A 17,570-nucleotide genomic window follows, 5' to 3' on the forward strand; every position below is an offset into this window, starting at 1 on the left:
AGCGCGATTGTAACGGGAAAATTATCAGGCGGCAAGCCGTTGCGAGCCGCCGACCACCGACAGCGCGGGCGCATGCGGGCTGCCGAAGCCGTTGGCGCCCACATGATGGCCTTCCCGAAGGCGGAAGCGCGCCACCGTCTCCGCCAGCATGCGGGCCTGCTCGCTGAGCATTGCCGATGCCGCCGCAGACTCTTCCACCAGTGCCGCGTTTTGTTGCGTCGCCTGATCCATTTCCGACACCGACCGGTCGATCTGGCTGATGCCCGCGCTTTGCTCGGTCATCGCGCCGTGAATCTCGCTGACCAGACGCTGCACACGCGCGATGCCGTCCACGATTTCGTTCATCGTCGTGCCGGCCGCCTGCACGCGCTCGGTGCCGCTCTTCACGTTCTGAACGGACGTCTCGATCAGCGCCTTGATTTCCTGGGCCGCTGCCGCGCTGCGTTGCGCCAGCGTTCGGACTTCACCGGCGACCACGGCGAAGCCACGTCCCTGCTCGCCGGCCCGTGCGGCTTCGACCGCGGCGTTGAGCGCGAGGATGTTCGTCTGGAAGGCGATGCCGTCGATCACGCTGATGATTTCGGTGATGCGTTCCGACGATTGCGTGATGGCGGCCATCGTTCCGACCGCATCGGTGACGACCTGACCGCCACGCGCGGCTGCGGCGCTGGCCTCGTTGGCCAGACGTGTCGCATGCTCGGCGGTGTCCGCCGTCTGCTTGACGCTCGATGTCAGCTCGGTGAGGGCCGACGACGTCTCCTGCAACGACCCGGCTGATGCCTCCGTGCGCTGCGACAGGTCGCGGTTGCCCATCTCGATCTCGCTCGTGGCGGAGGTCATCGACGACACGCCCGTGCGCACGTCGAGCATCACCGTGCTGATCTTGTCGACGAACGCGTTGAAGGACTTCGAGATCTGCGCCACTTCGTCGTGGCCGGTCACATCCAGACGCTGCGTCATGTCGCCGTCGCCCGAGCCGATGGTGTCCATGGCGTCGCGCACGATCGACAGGCGCTTGAAGGCGCGCGAGGTGAAGACCGAGGCGATCAGCAGCGCAGCGAGCGTGAGCACGACCAGCGTCACGACGGTGGCTGTCAGCACATGCGTGAGGCCGGCGGTGGCTTCCGCACGGTCGAGGGCGACGACCAGATACCAGTCCGTACCGGGAATGCGTTTGGCCTTGAGCAGCTTGAGGGCGCCGGACAGTTCCATCGACACCGGTGCGGCGCCATCAGCGGCCATGCCGGCCAGCGAGTCGGCCGTGAGCGTCGGCGAGACATCCGTCGAGGGCTTGAGCGAGTACTTGCTGTCCGGGTGAGCGATCACCTGCCCGTCGCTGGCGACCACGAGCGCGAGGCTCGACGGCGTGGGGTGCACGGCCTTGATGATGTCCTGCACGCCAGTGAGCGCCACCGCGCCGCTAATGGCCCCGATCGTCTGGCCGTCACGCACGAGCGGTGCGGTGAAGGCGACGTAGGGAATGCCCGTCGACGAGTCGCCGTAGGGTTTCGTGACGGTCAGCTTGCCGGCCGCCACCGCGCTCTTGTACCAGGGGCGGGCGGTCGGGTCGTAGTCCGCCGGGGTAGGCGCAGTGGAAAAGAAGGTCTTGTCCGACCAGCCGATGCTGGTGATCGGGAAGTCGTTGGTCTTGCCCATGAGCTTTACAAGCCCGCCCGGGTCGCCTTTTTCGACGACTTGCGACGTCGCCACGACGGCCTGCGCCTTGTCGGCGGACCAGCGCTCGACGGTGCCGGCATTACCGGTGGCCACGGCCGAGAGTGTGTGCTCGATGCTCGACATCATGCTGTCGCGCACGATCACGTAGGTCGTAACGCCTGAGAGGATCAGCGCGCCCACGACCGTCAGGCAGGTGATGAGCAGAATCCGGGTTCGCAACGAAGTGACTTTCATGGGCTTTCATCGGTAGGCCCGCGAGCGAGCCGTGGATTGGGGGGCAACTGCTCGGGCGGGACTGACGGTGCCGTCGCAGCGAAACATTGGTGCCATTACGTCCATACTCTCTGCGCTTACGGCGCAATGCGGCGTTAACTTTAATGAACGCAGATCAATGCCCGTGCCTGGGGCCTCAACGGCGGCGCTTCATGGGGTTCGATGGCCGTCGACCATCGATTTCGGTCCGCGAGACGTGCACCCACCTTGGGCAGCCTCTCCCTCTATTGGTGTCCCTCCGGGCGAAAGGCGACTCGGAATCGGGATTGTTCAATCGTGATGCGAGATGGAAGACCCCGTGGCGCGATTGGGAAGCGACGCTACCGGCCGCTGGATCGCAAAGCGGGCGGTTCGTATCTGAAAGAGAGGCGCCATCGGAGTGACATGATGAAATCCCCAACCAACCGAAGGAGTTCCATCATGGAGTCGTCATCGATCAACCTCAGCGGCCGTGGTTCGCCGATTCAGCTTTCCGACAGTGATCGTCCATACGCCGACATGCCTCAGGGTTTCGCTGCGGACGTGGCAGGCCTTTCGCAGACGGCGAGCACACAACCATTTGGGCAGCAGAGCGCGGCAGCTCCCGTTCAGGCGCTACGCACGGCTAATGCGCGGTCTTCGGAGTTTCCCTTCGAGGCGTTTTACGCGCTCTGGAAGAAGATCGTCGCGGTGGGCGGGCTGGAAGAGCGACACATAGAGGAGCTTGAGGAATTCAGGCCGAGTCCGGAAAACTTCAAGGAGATCCTGAACAACATCGACATCTTCGATAAACCGGACCGCCAGACTGCCTTAAAAGTCATCGTCGAGATCGTACCGCCGTACGACAAGTCTGCACTGGTCTTGTGTGCGTTGTCCTTTGACGTTGCGTGGCTGGAAAAATTTGACGAGACGCATAGAAAAGCAGTGATAGGCCTCTTGCAGTCTGTCAGACGCAGTGAATGAGCGGTTCTCGCTGGCTGCCACCGCGCTCTTGTGCCAAGGGCGCGGCGGTCGGGTTGTAGTCCGCCGGGGTAGGCGCAGTGGAGAAGAAGGTCTTATCCGCCCAGCCGATTGAACGCGCAACAGACGGCGCGCCATTCGGAAGTCGGCGCGGCCCTCAATGCCGGACCGGTCACGCTCGACGCGCCAAACGGTTCCGCTGCTGCCGCAGTCGCGCGCAGCACAACGTCTCGACGTCTTGCCCCGCAGGCACACATTCTTCTCTCCGGGAACGGCATTCCACACCCCGACAATCCCCTCGTCGCCGAACCTCGCATTTTCACGGCGAGATTTTTCCTGTGGCCCTGCAACCGACGTTGCTGAGAGTCAATGCAAAAGCGAGGAAGGGGCATGGGCACACCCCTATTCGCTGCCCGGGCGAACGTCACAAGGCGGGTCGAAGCCATACGCGGGCGCACAGCCCAGCGCTAAAAAACAAAAGTGAACCGCGCGATGCGTGCCACTGTGAAATGGCCGTCGGCCTAACGGTGTTGCGCTTTCAACGTTCCGGTCATCGGCATCGCCGGTTCGAGCCTTCGGACCCCTCTCTCATCGTTGAGGAGTTGACCTATGGAAAACCGGATTTCTTCCAGCCTGCACCCGGTCGCGGCCGCCGCGCAGACCGTCGCCCTGAGGACCGAATCGCCACGTGCGCAGGATGCGACGCCAATGGCTGCCGAGCTAACCAATGTTGGGCACGGCCCCGTCATGTCGATGGCGAGTGCACCCGCGAGAGCAAACGCCATTGCGGACGTTACGGAGCGTCGGCGATTGGCTTGCGCTCGCGTGGATAGCGAGTTCAATGATTTGTGGAGGGCTGTCGAGGAGGGATATCGACGCGAACACGACGCCAGGACGCCTAAATCCTTTTATTCGTTGTCGGAGTCCGATAAGCGGCTAGTGGTCAAGCGCGCAGTTGATGAGGTGTTCAAGGAAAACGCCAACAGAATCGACGGATACTTCAATCGCCTCACTGCCAATGCGGATGTCAAGGAGCACCTAAAAAAATCGATATCTCAGGGAACGCGCGACGCCGCATATGCGTTGTTCGGAAACCTGGATGTGTATTCCGACAAGCGTACGCATCTTATGAATCGAATAACCAAATATGGCATGGTCTATAGCGACGACAGCTGGCATCTGGCACACGCGAAAGACGACATGTGGAGCGCGGTTCGCAAAGCCGTATATGAGGAACAGGCGATCTCGGTGCCGGAGTCTTTCGACAACTTAACGGAAGTCGAAAAGAAAAAGCTGGCAAAACTAACGGTCGACTGGGTGTTCAGTCCGGTGAATGACGAGACCGCTCCATGGTTTGAAAAATTCACCGCGGACACGACCATCCAGCCCTATCTGACGAATACCGTGCCCTACGAAACGTACCGAGAAGTGGCGAAAGCGGAAAGTCTGGCGCGCGTCAGAGATCTGATCGACGCGTATGGCATGCGTGAGGAGGACACGAAAAATACCATTGAAACCGCGAAAGCCGAGATATTGGAAGTCGTTCGAAACGGTGTTGCCGAGCGAAAAAACACTACCGGCCCGGAGTCCTTCATGTACCTGACCGAGGACGCCAAGCGCAAAGTCGCAAAACTGACCATCGATTGGGCGCTGAATCCGATAAATCAGGAAACGGAGCTTTGGTTTTACGAGGTTGTCGGGAAAGAATTTTTCAGAAATTACGTGAAGAACACTGTCCCGAAGGCGACTTATGAGGCGATCATAAAGTGCGGCGGACTTGGGCGCGTGAAAGATACGATTTTGGATTACGACATGCTGCAAGGTTGAGATTGGCGAATGCCTCCGCGCAAGGGCCAAGCGTGCGTCAGGCCTTTCCCCAATCAATGACTTCCTCAATCTCCCAACCGTGACCGGCTCGCTTCACCGTCCCAAAGCGGCCGGTCGGAAAGCAAAAGTGCACCGCGAGATCAGTGCCAATCTGAAATTCCCATCAGACAGAGGACAGGCATCGCGGACGCCTCTACCGCACGTCACACCAGTCGAATTTCCCTTCGAATTCTCTGATTACTCAGGAGCAGAATCATGTACAGCCCCTCAAGTACGACCGGGTCCGCCGGTGGCGCTACGAATATCCCTGCAAGGCTGCAACCGGAAGACACCAGTCCAAAAAACTGTCCCCCTAAAACGGCGGAAATGGCCGCCGAGCTAAGCACGATTGGGCACAGCCCGGTACCGTCACTGGCAGGCCTGCAGATCGGACGGGACGCGATAGTGTCGACGGCCGAAAATCTTCGTTCGGCGACGGTTCGCACCGAAACGGAGGACATTTTGCCGGCAACGGAACGCATGAAAGCGGCAGTTCGCGAGGGCGTTCGCAACAAGCAGGACGTTGTGGCTCCGCCATGGTTTAGAGAGCTCTCTGAAGATGCAAAGCGGAAGGTTGCAAAACAGGTTGTCGACTGGGTGTTTAGTCCAGTCAATAACGAAACCGAGCGTTGGTTCAACCGATTTACCGCAGACAAATATATTCAGAAGTACTTAAAAAATACCGTTTCCGAAACAACATACGAGGAAGTCGGTCGACTCACTTGCCTAAGGCATGTCAAAGAAAGAATCAAAAATTACGGCATGCTGGAAGGGCAAGGCAACGACATCCGTCCGCCGCTTGACAGGTGGAGCCGCGCGCAAAGGATCGAGAACGCAAAAGAGGAGATGTGGGAAGCGCTTCGCGAGGCATTCCGTGACCGTCAAAGCGTTGCGGTGCCGGTGTCGTTCCACGCGCTACACGAAGAGGATAAGAAAGAGGTTGTCCGACTAACGGTCTCCTGGGTGTTTTCGCCCGTCGATAAACACACGCATCGGTGGCTGGAGTGCCTTGTCGCGGGAGAGGGTCTCCGGCCTTATCTAAAGCATACCGTCCCACGGGAAACCTACGACAAGGCCGTGCGAATCGGATTGAATTTCGTCCGCGAGACAGTTGACGAGTACGGCATGTTGGTAGAGGAAGGAGGGGGGCACTCGCGAATTAAACTTGCCGTCGGCGATTTATGGCGTGCGGTTCTGGACGGCGTTGCGAACCGGTGCGATGCCAAAACGCCCGCGTCGTTCGGGGGGCTGTCGAAAGCGGAAAGGCGCCAGGTCGTGCAACACACGGTTGCGAGGCTGCTTCCCGTTGGATCGACGAAGTTTGAAGACCATTTCAATCGGCTCACCGCCAATAACGACGTGAAGCCATTTCTGAAAGGAACATTGTTGCAGAGCGACGCGGATGGAATTTCGCGCAAGATGGAAAACGCTGGCAGCCAGGTGCTATCCAATGTCATGTCCCGGATATATCAATACAGGATGGTCGCCTACCGCTCCGAAGATCCTGTGGAGCAAGCCAGATATGACTTATGGGAAGCGGTGCTCGACGGCGTGTCCGATGACGAGGAAGCCACTACGCCCGCTTCGTTCAGGAATCTCTCTTCGTCCGACAATAAACAAGCTGCCGTCAAAGGCGCGGTTAGCCGCCTGAAGTCCCTGCAGGCGTGGCAGATCAAGTCGCATTTCGATTGTCTTACCGCGAACCCGGATGTTGAGCCCTATCTGAAGGGGTCGATGACAAAGACCCACTATGTCGCGATCGAAAGCAAACTGAAGTATTTCACCAGCATCCAGATCTGGCGCGAAGTCACGGCCAAGATTGAGAAGTACCAGATGCGTGGTTAACTCCGTTACGTGCCCTTCGCTCGGAACGCATCCGGTGGGCCGCGCGAAAGATGCGGCTGTGCATGGCGACATACGTCAAGATTGACCCTTGAGAACCGCTCATCACAAAGCCGAAAGCAACGTGCAGGTGTGCTTGCTCAGGACCGACGAACCGGCGCGGATCGAGCACGCGAAGGAGGGCACGCGGCAAGCCATTCGCGACGGGTATCGAACGGGGACTACCATGCAAACGCTCCCTTCATTCCTGGCGCTCGACGAAGACGGGCGGAAGGCTGTCGCCAAACTCACCGTAGACTGGATGCTCTGTCCAGTAAACGAAGCGACCGCGAAATGGTTTCTCGCCTTCGCAGAAAACGAGGACGTTCAGCCTTACCTGAAGCACACCGTGCCGCAGTTCATCATGGAAGAGGTCTGCAGGATCGAGTCTCTGAGCGCCGTGCTGGACGGATTGAAAGACTACGATATGTTGATGCCGAAGTCCTGATTGCAATGCGTTGAACGCAGCGGGGCAAGCTTGCCCCGCTGCCCCGTCTCACCGAAGGCCGCCGCCCGCGAGTTCCGGGAACCCCACCGTTCTGGCGTGACATCCCTCGACAAGCGCATCGTCATGCGTAGAGAAGAAGACGCAGCGGTCCTTGCCAAACGTGGTGAACAGGTCGATGAGCACCGCACGCGAAGGGCCGTCGAGGCCACCGGTCGGCTCATCCGCAAGAATCACGCGTGGCGAGCCGAACAGAAGGGCCGTCAGATAGAACTTCCGGCGCGTGCCCGTCGACATCTGCTCGAAGCGCTTGTCGATGTGCGGCGTGAGGCTGAAGCGATCGGCCAGATCGAGAACATCTGCTCCCACCGTCGTTTGACGCGCCGCCGCACGTTGCGCCAGAAATTCGCGCCCGGTCTGCGATGGCTGCGTCAGGCAATCGAAGGGCACCACTGCGAGCGCTGCTTGTGCCGCATCTGGTGCGCTCTGCAACGAATGCCCAGCGATCCACACCTTGCCGCCACCCGTATCGACGGTGCCCGCCAGCATGCCCAGCAGCGTGGTCTTGCCGCCGCCGCCCTCGTCGCGCAACGCGAAACAGCCGGGGCCCGCGCTCAAGCGCAGGTTCTCGAAAAGTGTGAAATCGTCGAAGCGTTGGGTCAGCCCTTCGAAGCGAAGCAGCGGTTCTTGGCCCATGACATCGGTCATTTTAGATAAGCCTTGATGACATGAAGCAGCGGCGCCAGTTCGGCTTCGCGATGCGCCTGGTCGGGTTCGTTGATGACGTGATCGGCGAGGTGCCCTTCGATGACGGCCCCCATCAGCCCATTGATCGCGCCGCGAATGGCCGCGATCTGCTGAAGGATCTCCACGCAATCGCCCTCCTGCGTCAACTGGCGCTCCAATGCCTGCGTCTGACCCTGAATGCGACGCACGCGTGCCAGCAACTTGTTCTTGTCCCGAATCGTGTGCACGGTCTGTCGCGCTCCTGTCTGTCACGAATTAGATGGAAAAAATGCTAACACAAATATACTGAGGGGGAGTATATTGCGCGGACGACGTTTTCTCCTGAGCGCTGTGTCATGACTGAGTTTTCCACCCTCCTCCAGCAAGGCAATGCCTGGCTTTTCATTCCTAGCGCGATCCTGCTTGGCGCGCTGCATGGCCTTGAGCCGGGACACTCGAAGACGATGATGGCCGCGTTCATCGTGGCGATTCGCGGCACCGTCGGGCAGGCGGTGTTGCTCGGCCTGTCGGCGACGGTCTCGCATACGGCGGTCGTGTGGATCGTGGCGATGGCGGGGTTGTACTTCGGGCGCAACTGGAATGCCGAGGCGACGGAATCGTATTTCCAGGTGGCCTCCGGCGTGCTGATTCTGGCCGTTGCCGCATGGATGCTGTGGCGCACGTGGCGCGACAACGTCAGCGCGCAGGCGCACGATCATGCCGACCACGACCACGACCACGACCACGACCACGACCACGACCACGACCACGACCACGACCACGACCACGACCACGGCGCTTCGGCGCACGGTCGTGTCCACACCGGCTCACCCGTGCTGGGGCAAACCGGCGACTATCAGGACGCCCACGAACGTGCCCACGCCCGCGACATCGAACGACGCTTTTCCGGGCGCGACGTCTCCACCGGTCAGATCGTCCTGTTCGGCCTGACGGGCGGGCTGGTGCCATGCCCCGCGTCGATCACCGTGCTGCTGCTGTGCCTGCAACTCAAACGCTTCGCGCTCGGTGCGGGACTTGTCCTGTGCTTCAGCATCGGGTTGGCAATGACCATGGTGGCATCCGGCGCGCTGGCGGCGCTCAGCGTGCGCCACATCTCTCGCAGATGGCACGGATTCGGCGAATTCGCGCGCAAGGCGCCGTACGTTTCCGGTGTGCTGATCGTACTCGTGGGGCTGTACGTGCTGTATCAGGGCCTCACTCACATCTGATTCACATCTGACGCCCACCGAACACGATTCGTGCAGCCGCTGCACAGGTGCTGTGTCGTTCGGGGTCTGTTTCGCATGAAGATGCGTGCCTAGACTGGTCTCCTCCACGACATCGATAGAGGACGACCCATGACGAAACTGCTGATCGACACGCTGAAACTCGCGACGCTTGGCTTGTCGCTATGCGCAGCGGCGGGTGGCACAGCCCACGCCACCACTGCCACCACCGCCGCTGCGGAGCATAGCGCCACACCCGCCGCCGCCCCGACGATTCGCGCCATGCTGGGTGCAACGCCCATCGACAGTCTCGACCCGAAACGCACGGCACTCGTCGTTATCGATTTCCAGAACGAATACTTCACGGGCCGCATGCCGATTCCGGACGGCGCGCAGGCGCTCGCCAACACACGGAGACTGCTTGCACTGGCCGACCGCACCGGGATGCCCGTCTTCCAGATTCAGCACATTGCCCCGGCGGGCGCCGCCGTCTTCGCGCAGGACGGCAAGACCATCGACTTCGCACCCGGTGCGACGCCTCGCCCGCGCGACACGGTGCTACAGAAGACGTCTGTAAGCGCATTCGCCAGTACCGATCTCGACGCAAGGCTCAAGGCCGCACGCATCGACACGCTTTTGATCGCCGGGCTGATGACGCACGCCTGCGTTGCCGGCGCGGCACGCGACGCCGTGCCGTTGGGCTATCGCGTCGTGGTAGCATCGGACGCCTCGGCAACCCGCGACATCGTGCGCGCCGACGGCTCCCGTGTGAGTCACGCCGCCCTGCATCGCGCGGCCCTTGCGGAGATCGAAGATACCTTCGGTGACGTGATGACCACTGACCGGGTGCTCGAGCTGCCGCTGCGCTGACAAAATCCCCGACCGTCGTTCTCGGTTTCTCCGTTTTTGCGTTCTCGCTGCACTCGACATGAATTCATTGCTCGCCATGCGCGTTTTCGTCGCTTTGGTCCAGGCCCGAAGTTTTTCCGGCGCGGGGCAATCGCTGGGAATGTCGCATTCGAGCGTGTCGCGTCAGTTGACGCAGACGGAGGCCGCGCTGGGCGTGGCGCTGGTCAATCGCAGCACGCGTCGGTTCTCGCTGACCCACGCGGGCGAGCGTTACCACCGGCATTGCGTCGACATCCTCGCGCGCATCGACGCCATGGCCGACACGATTGCAGACGAGCGCGAGCATCCCGTCGGCCCGTTGCGCGTGAGCGTGCCGCTGGCCGTCGGCACGCTGGAACTGTCGGCATGGTTGCCCGCGTTTCGTCTGCGTTATCCCGACATCGATCTGACGATGTCGTGCAGCGATCAATTCGTCGATCTGCTGACCGAGGGGTTCGACCTCGCACTGCGCATCAGCAGCGCACCGTTGCCCGACAGCGGCTTGATGGCGAAGCGCCTGACGACATCGGACACGGTACTGGTCGCGTCTCCCGCCTACCTGTCGCAATACGGATTGCCGCGCACGCCGAACGATCTGGCGTCACATCAATGTCTGCGCTTCGCGGGCGCAAGCAACCCTGACGAGTGGCGTCTCGCCGACTCGGACGGCGCCACGCAGCATGTCGCATTGCGCGGCGGGTTCACCACGGATGCCATTACCGCCCTTTACGCGGCGTCGCTTGCCGGTGCAGGTATCGCGGCGTTTACCGGGCACACCGTGCGGGCGGCGCTGGCCCACGGCACACTGGTGCGCGTGCTGCCGCAATACTCGCTCGGTCGAAGCCAGTATTACGCGCTGTACCCGCGTACGCGCCACGTGAACGTCAGGGTGCGGGCGTTCATCGATTTCATGGGGGAACACTATCGCGAGGCGCAATCCGTCGCATGAAGGATTGCCAGAGCGACTGCCGGTGCGATGCCAGTGCCATTGCCCGGCGAAGATTCGGACGTCATGTGAGAATTACCCATTCGACGGCAACCTCCGTTCCGATTCGCGAGGCATCTCATGACCGATCCGAAAGACATTGCACCCGAGAGTACGGCGGCGCGTGTGGCGTTGTGGCGGGCATTGCATCTCGAAGTCGACGCCGAACCGCATGTGCTCACCGACATCGTGGGACTACGGCTGCTCGAACCCCCGGACGACTGGCGAGAGCGCGGTGACATGAATCCGGAGTTCACGCGGGCATTTCGCGCCTCCATCGTCGCCCGCGCGCGTTACATCGAAGACCTCGTGGTGGCGCAATGCCGCAACGGTGTACGCCAGTACGTGATCCTCGGCGCGGGGCTCGACAGCTTCGTGCAGCGTCATCCGGAACTGGCCGGATCGTTGACCGTTTTCGAAGTCGACCGGCCCGGTCCGCAGCGCTGGAAGCACGATCGTCTCATCGCCACCGGCTATGGTGTGCCCGACGCGCTGCGCTTCGTGCCCGTCGACTTCGAAGCCGGAGACGCATGGCGCAATGCGCTGCTCGCCGGGGGCTTCGATCCTCGGCAACCCGCGGTGATCGTCTCCACGGGCGTGAGCATGTATCTCACGCGCGAGGCGAACGCCGCGACGCTGCGGGAGGTGGCGTCGTTCGCGCCGGGATCGACGTTCGCCATGACGTTCCTGCTGCCGCTGGAGATGGCGGACGCCGACGTGCGTCCCGGATTGGAAATGGCGGCCAAAGGGGCGCGCGCGAGCGGCACGCCCTTCATCAGCTTCTTCACGCCGCAAGAGATGATGGACCTGGCCAGGGCGAACGGCTTTGCGCACGTGCAGCACGTGTCGGCGACGGCGTTGACGGATCAGTATTTTGCGAACCGGGCCGACGGGCTGCGTCCCCCCGCCAACGCAGAGGAACTGCTGGTCGCCATGACGTGAGGGCGCGATGCCGGTAGCGCACAAGTCGTCATATTCCACGTGCATCCTGACGGGTATCGACCCACCCTGTTGTGCGAATGGCGCGATATCGCGATAAGCTGCCCCGGCGGTGCGGTTTGCCGCGCATATCCATAAAAGTCCACCGGAGGGACCGTATGACGCTGACCGAACTTCTCATCCCCACGTTCGTGCAAATGCTGCGCGGCCAGTCGGCGTGGCTCGACAAGGCCGCGGCGTACGCCAAGACGCAGGGCAAGGACGCCGACACGCTGATGACGCTGCGACTCGCCCCCGACATGTACCCGCTCGCGGCGCAGGCGCGTTTTGCAAGCTATCTGTCGATGGAGCCGGTGTACCGCCTGAGAGGAGAAGCGATTCCCGAAGCGGCGAAGGCGATTCAACGTGAAGGCTGGAACAGCGCACAGCATCCCGGCACATTCGCCCAGGCGAAGGCATGTCTGGCCAATGCCATTGCCTTTCACGAAACGCTTCCCGGCAATGCGCTCGACGCCGGGGAGTACATCGACATCGCGCTGGAATTGCCCAACGGCGTGGTCTTCGACATGACCGGCGGGCAATACGCGCGCGACTGGGCCCTCGCGCAGTTCTACTTCCATACCAACACCGCTTACAGCATCCTGCGTCAGTACGGCGTTGAGCTGGGCAAGGCCGAGTACGTGGCGCATGCCGTCGCGTATCTGCGTCCCGGAACTGCACCGAAGGGATGACAGATTCGCGCACCGTCAGTCAAGCATCACGCGCATCACGTATCGCCCATGATGAAGGGCGGGCCGAAGCGCGTGGCGATATGCTCCGTCGATTCGAACAACTCGCGCAGCACCTGACTTGTGCAGGTGGGCTGCACGTAGAGATAGAACGCCACGTCGGGCAGACGCGGCAGCCCGTCCGCTTCTGACAACACTCGCATGTTCGCGTCGAGCAGTTCGGTCGTGCGGGCCGTCACCCCGAGGCCTGCGCTGATCGCTGCCTTGATGCCGGTGAGCGTGGGCGAGATGAAGCTCGTGCGCCACGCGATGCCCGCGGCGTTGAGCCGCTCGATCGACAGACGCCGGAACAGGCTGAGTTCGTCCGCCATCACGAGCGGCACGGGCGCCGCCGCGTTGAAGATGAAGTCGTCCGCACAGATCCACACCATGGGCGAGGTGCGCAGCTTGATGCCGGGGAAGCCTTCGTCGTAACGCGTGGAGATGGCCAGATCAAGTTCGTTATCGCGCAGCGCGTCCATCAAATGCGGACTGCGTCCGACGATGATTTCCAGCTGCAATTCCGCAGAGAGTTTCGACAACCGTCGCAACATGCTGGGCAGAATCGACTCCGCCACATCGTGCGGCGAGCCGATGCGCAACTTCTCCGCCGGCCCGCGCGTTTGCATCACCTGCACCGCCTGATCGTTGAGCGCGAGGATCTTGTTCGCATAGGCCACGAGCCGCAGACCGTCGGCCGTCATCGTCTTCTGCCGCCCCTGCTTTTCGAACAGCGCACACCCCATCTCTTGCTCTAGCCGTTGCATCTGCTGCGTGATGGCGGACTGCGTACGCCCGACCCGGGTGGCGGCCGCGGCAAACGTCTCATGCTGGGCAATCGCCACGAAAGTCCGCAACAGGTCGATATCGAGATTTCGCATGATCGTGGATGTCGATACTTCAGAAACGCTAATGTTTTCGGGATAAAAATTAAATTGTTCTTGAGAATTTTGGTGGATAACCTGCCTGACACTCAAGCAATATTTATGTGATCCGAGGGTATCCGGCATCGAAGGCTTCTGCGCTAATCGATTCGCGTCATTAGCCCTGGTGTCGATCGATGCCTCTCGGTCACTCCCCCCAAGGAGACTCAGCATCATGTGGCAACGACATCTCGCCGCCGCGCTGTTCGCGACGCTCGCCATGACGGGTATCGCGCACGCCGACCAGTTGGCTGACATCAAGGCGCGCGGCACGCTCGTCTGCGGCACGCAAAACGCCAGCGAGCCCTACGCGTTTCCCGACGCCGCCACGCGCAAGATCGTCGGATTCGACGTCGATGTCTGCAACGCGCTCGCCAAGGGTCTCGGGGTGAAGCTCGAACACCGGGCGCTGTCGACCGACGCCCGTATCCCTGAACTCAAGACCCGGCGTGTCGACGTGCTCGCCGCTGCCGTTGCCTGGATGCCTGCACGTGCCGCACAGGTCGACTTCAGCGATCAGTACTTCGTCGCGCCGATTCGCGTGCTGGTGCGCGCCGATTCGCCGGTGCAGACGCTGGATCAGCTCGCGGGCAAGAAGATCGCGGCATCGGAAGGCTCCAGTTCTGCGGCCGTGTCGGTCACTCGTCTGCCGGACTCGAACCTGCTCACCTTCCACGACATTTCGTCCGCATTCCTCGCCTTGCAACAGGGTAAGGTGGAAGGTCTCGTCGCCGGTCAGCTGATTCTCGCGCGTTTCGCCAACGAAGCCGCCGTCAAGGGTGGCCAGCAATACCGCCTGCTCACCAAGCCGGTGTTCGAAGAGCGCTGGGGCGTGGTGATGAACAAGGGCGAGCCGACATTGCGCGAGGCGGTGAACAAGATCCTCGTCGAATACGACAGGACGAACGGCTTGCAGGACAGTTTCGACAAATGGCTCGGCAGCAAGTCGGTCTACAAGTTCACGCGCGACTACAAGGTCGAGCCGATCAAGGTGCAGTGAGCGAGACGTCGCACAATGTTCGATCTCTCGTTTCTGCTCGAAGACGGGTACCTGAAGCTGTTTCGCGACGGGGTGCTCACCACGCTGCGCCTGTTCGTGGTCTCCGGGATGCTGGCGATCGTGGTGGGCGTGGTCCTTACCACGCTGCGCGCCTTGCCGGTGAAGCTCTTCAAGGCTTTCGTGATCGCGGTGGTGGAGTATCACCGCAACGTGCCGGTGCTGGTGCAGATCCTCGTGTGGTACTTCGGTGTGCCGCAACTGTTGCCGACAGGTTTGCGTGACTGGATCAATGCGGGCAACACCGAGTTCTTCTTCGCCACGGTGGCGCTCGCACTCAACGCGGGGGCCTTCATCTCGGAGGACATGCGCTCGGGGCTGCGTGCCATTCCCCACACGCAGCAGGAAGCGGCATGGTCCATCGGGCTGACCTACCTGCAATCGTTTCGCTACGTCATCCTGCCGCAAGGCATTCGCGTCGCCCTGCCCGCGTTGCTCAATCAGGCGCTGCTGCTCTTCAAGAACAGTTCTCTGGCGATGGCGATCGGCGTGCACGAACTGCTGTATCGCACGCGCCAGATCGATAACCTGACGTTTCGCACGTTCGACGTGTTTCTCGTGGCAACGGTGCTCTACCTGATCGGCACGCTGGCTTTGATGGCGCTCTCGGAGCACTTCGCCAGACGCCGCGCGGCGCCCTCGGGAGTCTGACGATGTACGAGATTCTTCACGACTATCTCGCGCTGTTTCTCGTTGGCAGTTGGCCCAATGGCCCGCTCGGCGGGGTCGCCGTCACGCTGATTCTGTCGGCGCTCGGCCTCGTGATTTCGTTTCCGATATCGGTGCTCATCGGGCTGGCGCAGGTCTCGCCGTGGCGTTGGATGCGACGTGCCGCCGGTATCTGGACACGGCTGGTGCGCGGTATTCCACTGCTGATGATCATCTTCTGGGCCTACTTCGCGGTGCCGTTGCTGGTCGGCGCCGAGGTGTCGGCCTTCACGACGGCGGTATGCGCGATCATCGTCTACGAGAGCGCCTTTTTGTCGCAGATCGTGCGCGCCGGGCTGGAAGGCCTGCCGCGCGGCCAGATGGAAGCGGCGCGCTCGAATGGATTGTCGTGGCTGCAAAGCATGCGTTACGTGCAGCTGCCGCAGGCGCTCGCGAACATGCTGCCTTCCATCGTCAATCAGTTCGTGTCGATCATCAAGGCGACATCGCTCGCTTATGTGATCGGGGTGCCGGAACTGACTTACTCGGCCGCGCAGGTCAATACGATCACGCTGACCAAGCCGCTGCAAACGTTTCTCGTTCTCGCAGCATTCTATTTTGTGTTGTGTTTCGCCATCTCTCGCTTTGCCGGCTGGCTGGAGCGACGCATCGCACGTCAGCGCGCGGGGTTGGCATGAGAGTTCAACAAGGGAGAACGCGATCATGAGCATGCTCGCATTCGAGAAGGTCGACAAGTTCTACGGCGAACACCATGTGCTCAAGGGCATCGACGCCACCATCGAGCGCGGCGAGGTCGTTGTCGTGTGCGGACCTTCGGGCTCGGGAAAGTCGACGCTGATTCGTACCGTTACGCGACTCGAAGCGATTCAGCGCGGACGGATTCTCTTCGAAGACAAGGATGTGAATGCGCGCGACGTGAAGCTCAACGCGCTACGCGCGCGCATCGGTTTCGTCTTCCAGAGCTTCAATCTCTTTCAGAACCTGTCCGTGCGACAGAACCTGATACTCGGCCCGACGAAGGTGCTCGGCATGTCGCGCGACGAAGCCGTAGCGCAAGCCGAGTCGCTGCTCGCCAGAGTTGGCCTAGTGCACAAGATCGACGCCATGCCCGCGAACCTGTCGGGCGGGCAGCAGCAACGCGTGGCCATTGCCCGCGCCCTTGCCATGAAGCCGCCGCTCATGTTGTTCGACGAACCGACAAGTGCGCTTGACCCGGAGATGGTGCAGGAGGTGTTGCAAGTCATGCGATCGCTGGCCGACGACGGACTGACCATGATGATCGTGACGCACGAGATGGGATTCGCGCGCGACGTGTCGAGCCGCGTCTGGTTCATGGATCAGGGACAGTTGCTGGAGGACTCGCCGCCGTCGGCATTCTTCAGCCAGCCGAAGCACGCCCGCGCGCAGCGGTTCCTGCAGGACGTGCTGCGACCGTCGCCCACGATCAGCGTGCCGCGCGAGGCCGTGCTGGTCTGACGGACGCGTCCTCGCGCTACAGACCGGATAACTGGAACGCATCAACCAACGACCGCGCGTAATGTCCGGCAAGGGCTGGCAACTTCTGCCCCGCGCACCTCGTAAAACAAAGCACTACGGAGAAGACTTTCATCATGTCCACATCCCCCATGACCGAACAGCGCCAGGCTGCCGTGCGCGACGCCATTGCCGCCATGAAGGCGGCGCTCGCCCCGGCGGGCGAAACGCGCCCTGCGCTCGCTGCCGTGCTCGAACAGGTGAAATCGCTCGCGGCACGCACCGCGCTTTGGAGCGAAGCCGATTTTCCGCCGCCGTCGAATGATGAGTTGCAAGCGCGCTATCTCATTCACGAAGACGCCGACAAAACGTATGCGCTGTATCTGAACGTCATGCGTCCCGGCAAGAAGATAACGCCGCATAACCACACGACGTGGGCGTGCATCGCGGCGGTCGAAGGTGTCGAATACAACTATGTCTATCGTCGTACCGACGACGGCAAGACGCCCGGCGTGGGCACGCTCGAAGTGAGCGACACGGTCGTGGTCGACCCGGGGCACGGGATTGCGCTCGCGTCGGACGACATTCACGCGGTCGAGATTCAGGGCGACGCGCCGATTCGTCACCTGCACATGTATGGCCGTGCGCTGGAAACGCTCACCGAGCGCATCACTTTCGATCTCGCCAAAGGCACGTATCAGGTGATGGATATCGGTGTGAAGACGCGCCGCTGATGCACCAGTGATGCCGCATCGACCGATGCGAAGCCCGCCATCGGTCGAGCGCGACCGCCGATATTCCTGACGGCGCGGGACCCGCCGCGCCACCTGCGCCAC

Annotated in this window: 18 protein-coding genes; 14 read left to right on the top strand and 4 right to left on the bottom strand. The window is 61.6% G+C overall.

Annotation, left to right across the window (positions count from 1 at the left end):
- Positions 1-24 precede the first annotated feature (24 nt).
- Complete coding sequence (locus tag PCA31118_RS05880) at positions 25-1,911, bottom strand: methyl-accepting chemotaxis protein (RefSeq protein WP_150623963.1); 1,887 nt, start codon at positions 1,909-1,911, stop codon at positions 25-27.
- A 459-nt stretch (positions 1,912-2,370) separates the two neighbouring features.
- On the opposite strand from PCA31118_RS05880, the gene PCA31118_RS05885 reads away from it, so the two are divergent.
- The 4 genes from PCA31118_RS05885 (at position 2,371) to PCA31118_RS05900 (ending at position 7,084) form a co-directional block, all read left to right on the top strand.
- Complete coding sequence (locus PCA31118_RS05885; RefSeq protein WP_150623965.1) at positions 2,371-2,892, top strand: hypothetical protein; 522 nt, start codon at positions 2,371-2,373, stop codon at positions 2,890-2,892.
- Between the two features lie 606 nt (positions 2,893-3,498).
- Entirely contained in the window at positions 3,499-4,716 is a 1,218-nt protein-coding gene (locus PCA31118_RS05890) for a hypothetical protein (protein WP_150623966.1), read from the top strand.
- A gap of 255 nt (positions 4,717-4,971) precedes the next feature.
- A complete protein-coding gene (locus PCA31118_RS05895; protein WP_150623968.1) occupies positions 4,972-6,600 on the top strand; it encodes a hypothetical protein in 1,629 nt (542 codons plus the stop codon).
- Between the two features lie 88 nt (positions 6,601-6,688).
- Positions 6,689-7,084: a hypothetical protein gene (locus tag PCA31118_RS05900; RefSeq protein ID WP_150623970.1), complete on the top strand. Its 396-nt coding sequence runs from the start codon at positions 6,689-6,691 to the stop codon at positions 7,082-7,084.
- 48 nt (positions 7,085-7,132) lie between these two features.
- On the opposite strand, the gene PCA31118_RS05905 is transcribed toward PCA31118_RS05900, so the two are convergent.
- A complete protein-coding gene (locus tag PCA31118_RS05905) occupies positions 7,133-7,777 on the bottom strand; it encodes an ABC transporter ATP-binding protein (RefSeq protein WP_343043261.1) in 645 nt (214 codons plus the stop codon).
- Positions 7,778-7,785: 8 nt separating this feature from the next.
- Entirely contained in the window at positions 7,786-8,055 is a 270-nt protein-coding gene (locus tag PCA31118_RS05910) for a metal/formaldehyde-sensitive transcriptional repressor (RefSeq protein ID WP_044453200.1), read from the bottom strand.
- Between the two features lie 108 nt (positions 8,056-8,163).
- Here PCA31118_RS05910 and PCA31118_RS05915 point away from each other — a divergent pair, with 108 nt between their 5' ends.
- The 5 genes from PCA31118_RS05915 (at position 8,164) to PCA31118_RS05935 (ending at position 12,576) form a co-directional block, all read left to right on the top strand.
- Positions 8,164-9,036, top strand: coding sequence for a nickel/cobalt efflux transporter (locus tag PCA31118_RS05915; RefSeq protein ID WP_150623972.1), 873 nt, complete (start codon positions 8,164-8,166; stop codon positions 9,034-9,036).
- A 279-nt stretch (positions 9,037-9,315) separates the two neighbouring features.
- Complete coding sequence (locus PCA31118_RS05920; protein WP_246190162.1) at positions 9,316-9,903, top strand: isochorismatase family protein; 588 nt, start codon at positions 9,316-9,318, stop codon at positions 9,901-9,903.
- A gap of 58 nt (positions 9,904-9,961) precedes the next feature.
- Positions 9,962-10,870, top strand: a complete 909-nt coding sequence (locus PCA31118_RS05925; RefSeq protein ID WP_150623976.1) for a LysR family transcriptional regulator — start codon at positions 9,962-9,964, stop codon at positions 10,868-10,870.
- A gap of 117 nt (positions 10,871-10,987) precedes the next feature.
- Positions 10,988-11,848 (top strand): class I SAM-dependent methyltransferase, encoded by an 861-nt coding sequence (locus PCA31118_RS05930; protein ID WP_150623977.1) that lies wholly within the window; start codon positions 10,988-10,990, stop codon positions 11,846-11,848.
- 155 nt (positions 11,849-12,003) lie between these two features.
- Positions 12,004-12,576 carry a DUF1993 domain-containing protein gene (locus PCA31118_RS05935; RefSeq protein ID WP_150623979.1) on the top strand — a complete coding sequence of 191 codons (573 nt, stop codon included), beginning with the start codon at positions 12,004-12,006 and terminating at the stop codon, positions 12,574-12,576.
- A gap of 35 nt (positions 12,577-12,611) precedes the next feature.
- Here the strand turns inward: PCA31118_RS05935 and PCA31118_RS05940 are convergent, their stop codons facing one another.
- A complete protein-coding gene (locus PCA31118_RS05940) occupies positions 12,612-13,493 on the bottom strand; it encodes a LysR substrate-binding domain-containing protein (RefSeq protein WP_150623981.1) in 882 nt (293 codons plus the stop codon).
- A 217-nt stretch (positions 13,494-13,710) separates the two neighbouring features.
- Between PCA31118_RS05940 and PCA31118_RS05945 the strand changes: the two genes are divergently transcribed.
- The 5 genes from PCA31118_RS05945 to PCA31118_RS05965 all read left to right on the top strand — a co-directional run bounded on the left by PCA31118_RS05945 (position 13,711) and on the right by PCA31118_RS05965 (position 17,468).
- Positions 13,711-14,535, top strand: a complete 825-nt coding sequence (locus PCA31118_RS05945) for a transporter substrate-binding domain-containing protein (RefSeq protein WP_150623983.1) — start codon at positions 13,711-13,713, stop codon at positions 14,533-14,535.
- A 15-nt stretch (positions 14,536-14,550) separates the two neighbouring features.
- The gene (locus PCA31118_RS05950; protein WP_150623985.1) at positions 14,551-15,243 is read left to right on the top strand and encodes an amino acid ABC transporter permease; all 693 of its coding nucleotides are present in this window, start codon (positions 14,551-14,553) and stop codon (positions 15,241-15,243) included.
- 2 nt (positions 15,244-15,245) lie between these two features.
- Complete coding sequence (locus tag PCA31118_RS05955) at positions 15,246-15,938, top strand: amino acid ABC transporter permease (protein WP_150623987.1); 693 nt, start codon at positions 15,246-15,248, stop codon at positions 15,936-15,938.
- 31 nt (positions 15,939-15,969) lie between these two features.
- The gene (locus tag PCA31118_RS05960; RefSeq protein ID WP_150625135.1) at positions 15,970-16,737 is read left to right on the top strand and encodes an amino acid ABC transporter ATP-binding protein; all 768 of its coding nucleotides are present in this window, start codon (positions 15,970-15,972) and stop codon (positions 16,735-16,737) included.
- A 134-nt stretch (positions 16,738-16,871) separates the two neighbouring features.
- Entirely contained in the window at positions 16,872-17,468 is a 597-nt protein-coding gene (locus tag PCA31118_RS05965; protein WP_150623989.1) for a cysteine dioxygenase family protein, read from the top strand.
- The last annotated feature ends 102 nt before the right edge of the window (positions 17,469-17,570 follow it).

It is taken from the genome of Pandoraea captiosa (assembly GCF_902459775.1).
Lineage (GTDB): Bacteria > Pseudomonadota > Gammaproteobacteria > Burkholderiales > Burkholderiaceae > Pandoraea > Pandoraea captiosa.

What these genes read in the sequence shown, in the direction of transcription:
- PCA31118_RS05920 (WP_246190162.1), top strand. Translation starts at nt 9,316, where the DNA reads ATGCTGGGTGCAACGCCCATCGACAGTCTCGACCCGAAACGCACGGCA.
- PCA31118_RS05960 (WP_150625135.1), top strand. Translation starts at nt 15,970, where the DNA reads ATGCTCGCATTCGAGAAGGTCGACAAGTTCTACGGCGAACACCATGTG.
- PCA31118_RS05935 (WP_150623979.1), top strand. Translation starts at nt 12,004, where the DNA reads ATGACGCTGACCGAACTTCTCATCCCCACGTTCGTGCAAATGCTGCGC.
- PCA31118_RS05930 (WP_150623977.1), top strand. Translation starts at nt 10,988, where the DNA reads ATGACCGATCCGAAAGACATTGCACCCGAGAGTACGGCGGCGCGTGTG.
- PCA31118_RS05880 (WP_150623963.1), bottom strand. Translation starts at nt 1,911, where the DNA reads ATGAAAGTCACTTCGTTGCGAACCCGGATTCTGCTCATCACCTGCCTG.
- PCA31118_RS05950 (WP_150623985.1), top strand. Translation starts at nt 14,551, where the DNA reads ATGTTCGATCTCTCGTTTCTGCTCGAAGACGGGTACCTGAAGCTGTTT.
- PCA31118_RS05945 (WP_150623983.1), top strand. Translation starts at nt 13,711, where the DNA reads ATGTGGCAACGACATCTCGCCGCCGCGCTGTTCGCGACGCTCGCCATG.
- PCA31118_RS05925 (WP_150623976.1), top strand. Translation starts at nt 9,962, where the DNA reads ATGAATTCATTGCTCGCCATGCGCGTTTTCGTCGCTTTGGTCCAGGCC.
- PCA31118_RS05905 (WP_343043261.1), bottom strand. Translation starts at nt 7,777, where the DNA reads ATGGGCCAAGAACCGCTGCTTCGCTTCGAAGGGCTGACCCAACGCTTC.
- PCA31118_RS05955 (WP_150623987.1), top strand. Translation starts at nt 15,246, where the DNA reads ATGTACGAGATTCTTCACGACTATCTCGCGCTGTTTCTCGTTGGCAGT.
- PCA31118_RS05915 (WP_150623972.1), top strand. Translation starts at nt 8,164, where the DNA reads ATGACTGAGTTTTCCACCCTCCTCCAGCAAGGCAATGCCTGGCTTTTC.
- PCA31118_RS05890 (WP_150623966.1), top strand. Translation starts at nt 3,499, where the DNA reads ATGGAAAACCGGATTTCTTCCAGCCTGCACCCGGTCGCGGCCGCCGCG.
- PCA31118_RS05885 (WP_150623965.1), top strand. Translation starts at nt 2,371, where the DNA reads ATGGAGTCGTCATCGATCAACCTCAGCGGCCGTGGTTCGCCGATTCAG.
- PCA31118_RS05940 (WP_150623981.1), bottom strand. Translation starts at nt 13,493, where the DNA reads ATGCGAAATCTCGATATCGACCTGTTGCGGACTTTCGTGGCGATTGCC.
- PCA31118_RS05895 (WP_150623968.1), top strand. Translation starts at nt 4,972, where the DNA reads ATGTACAGCCCCTCAAGTACGACCGGGTCCGCCGGTGGCGCTACGAAT.
- PCA31118_RS05965 (WP_150623989.1), top strand. Translation starts at nt 16,872, where the DNA reads ATGTCCACATCCCCCATGACCGAACAGCGCCAGGCTGCCGTGCGCGAC.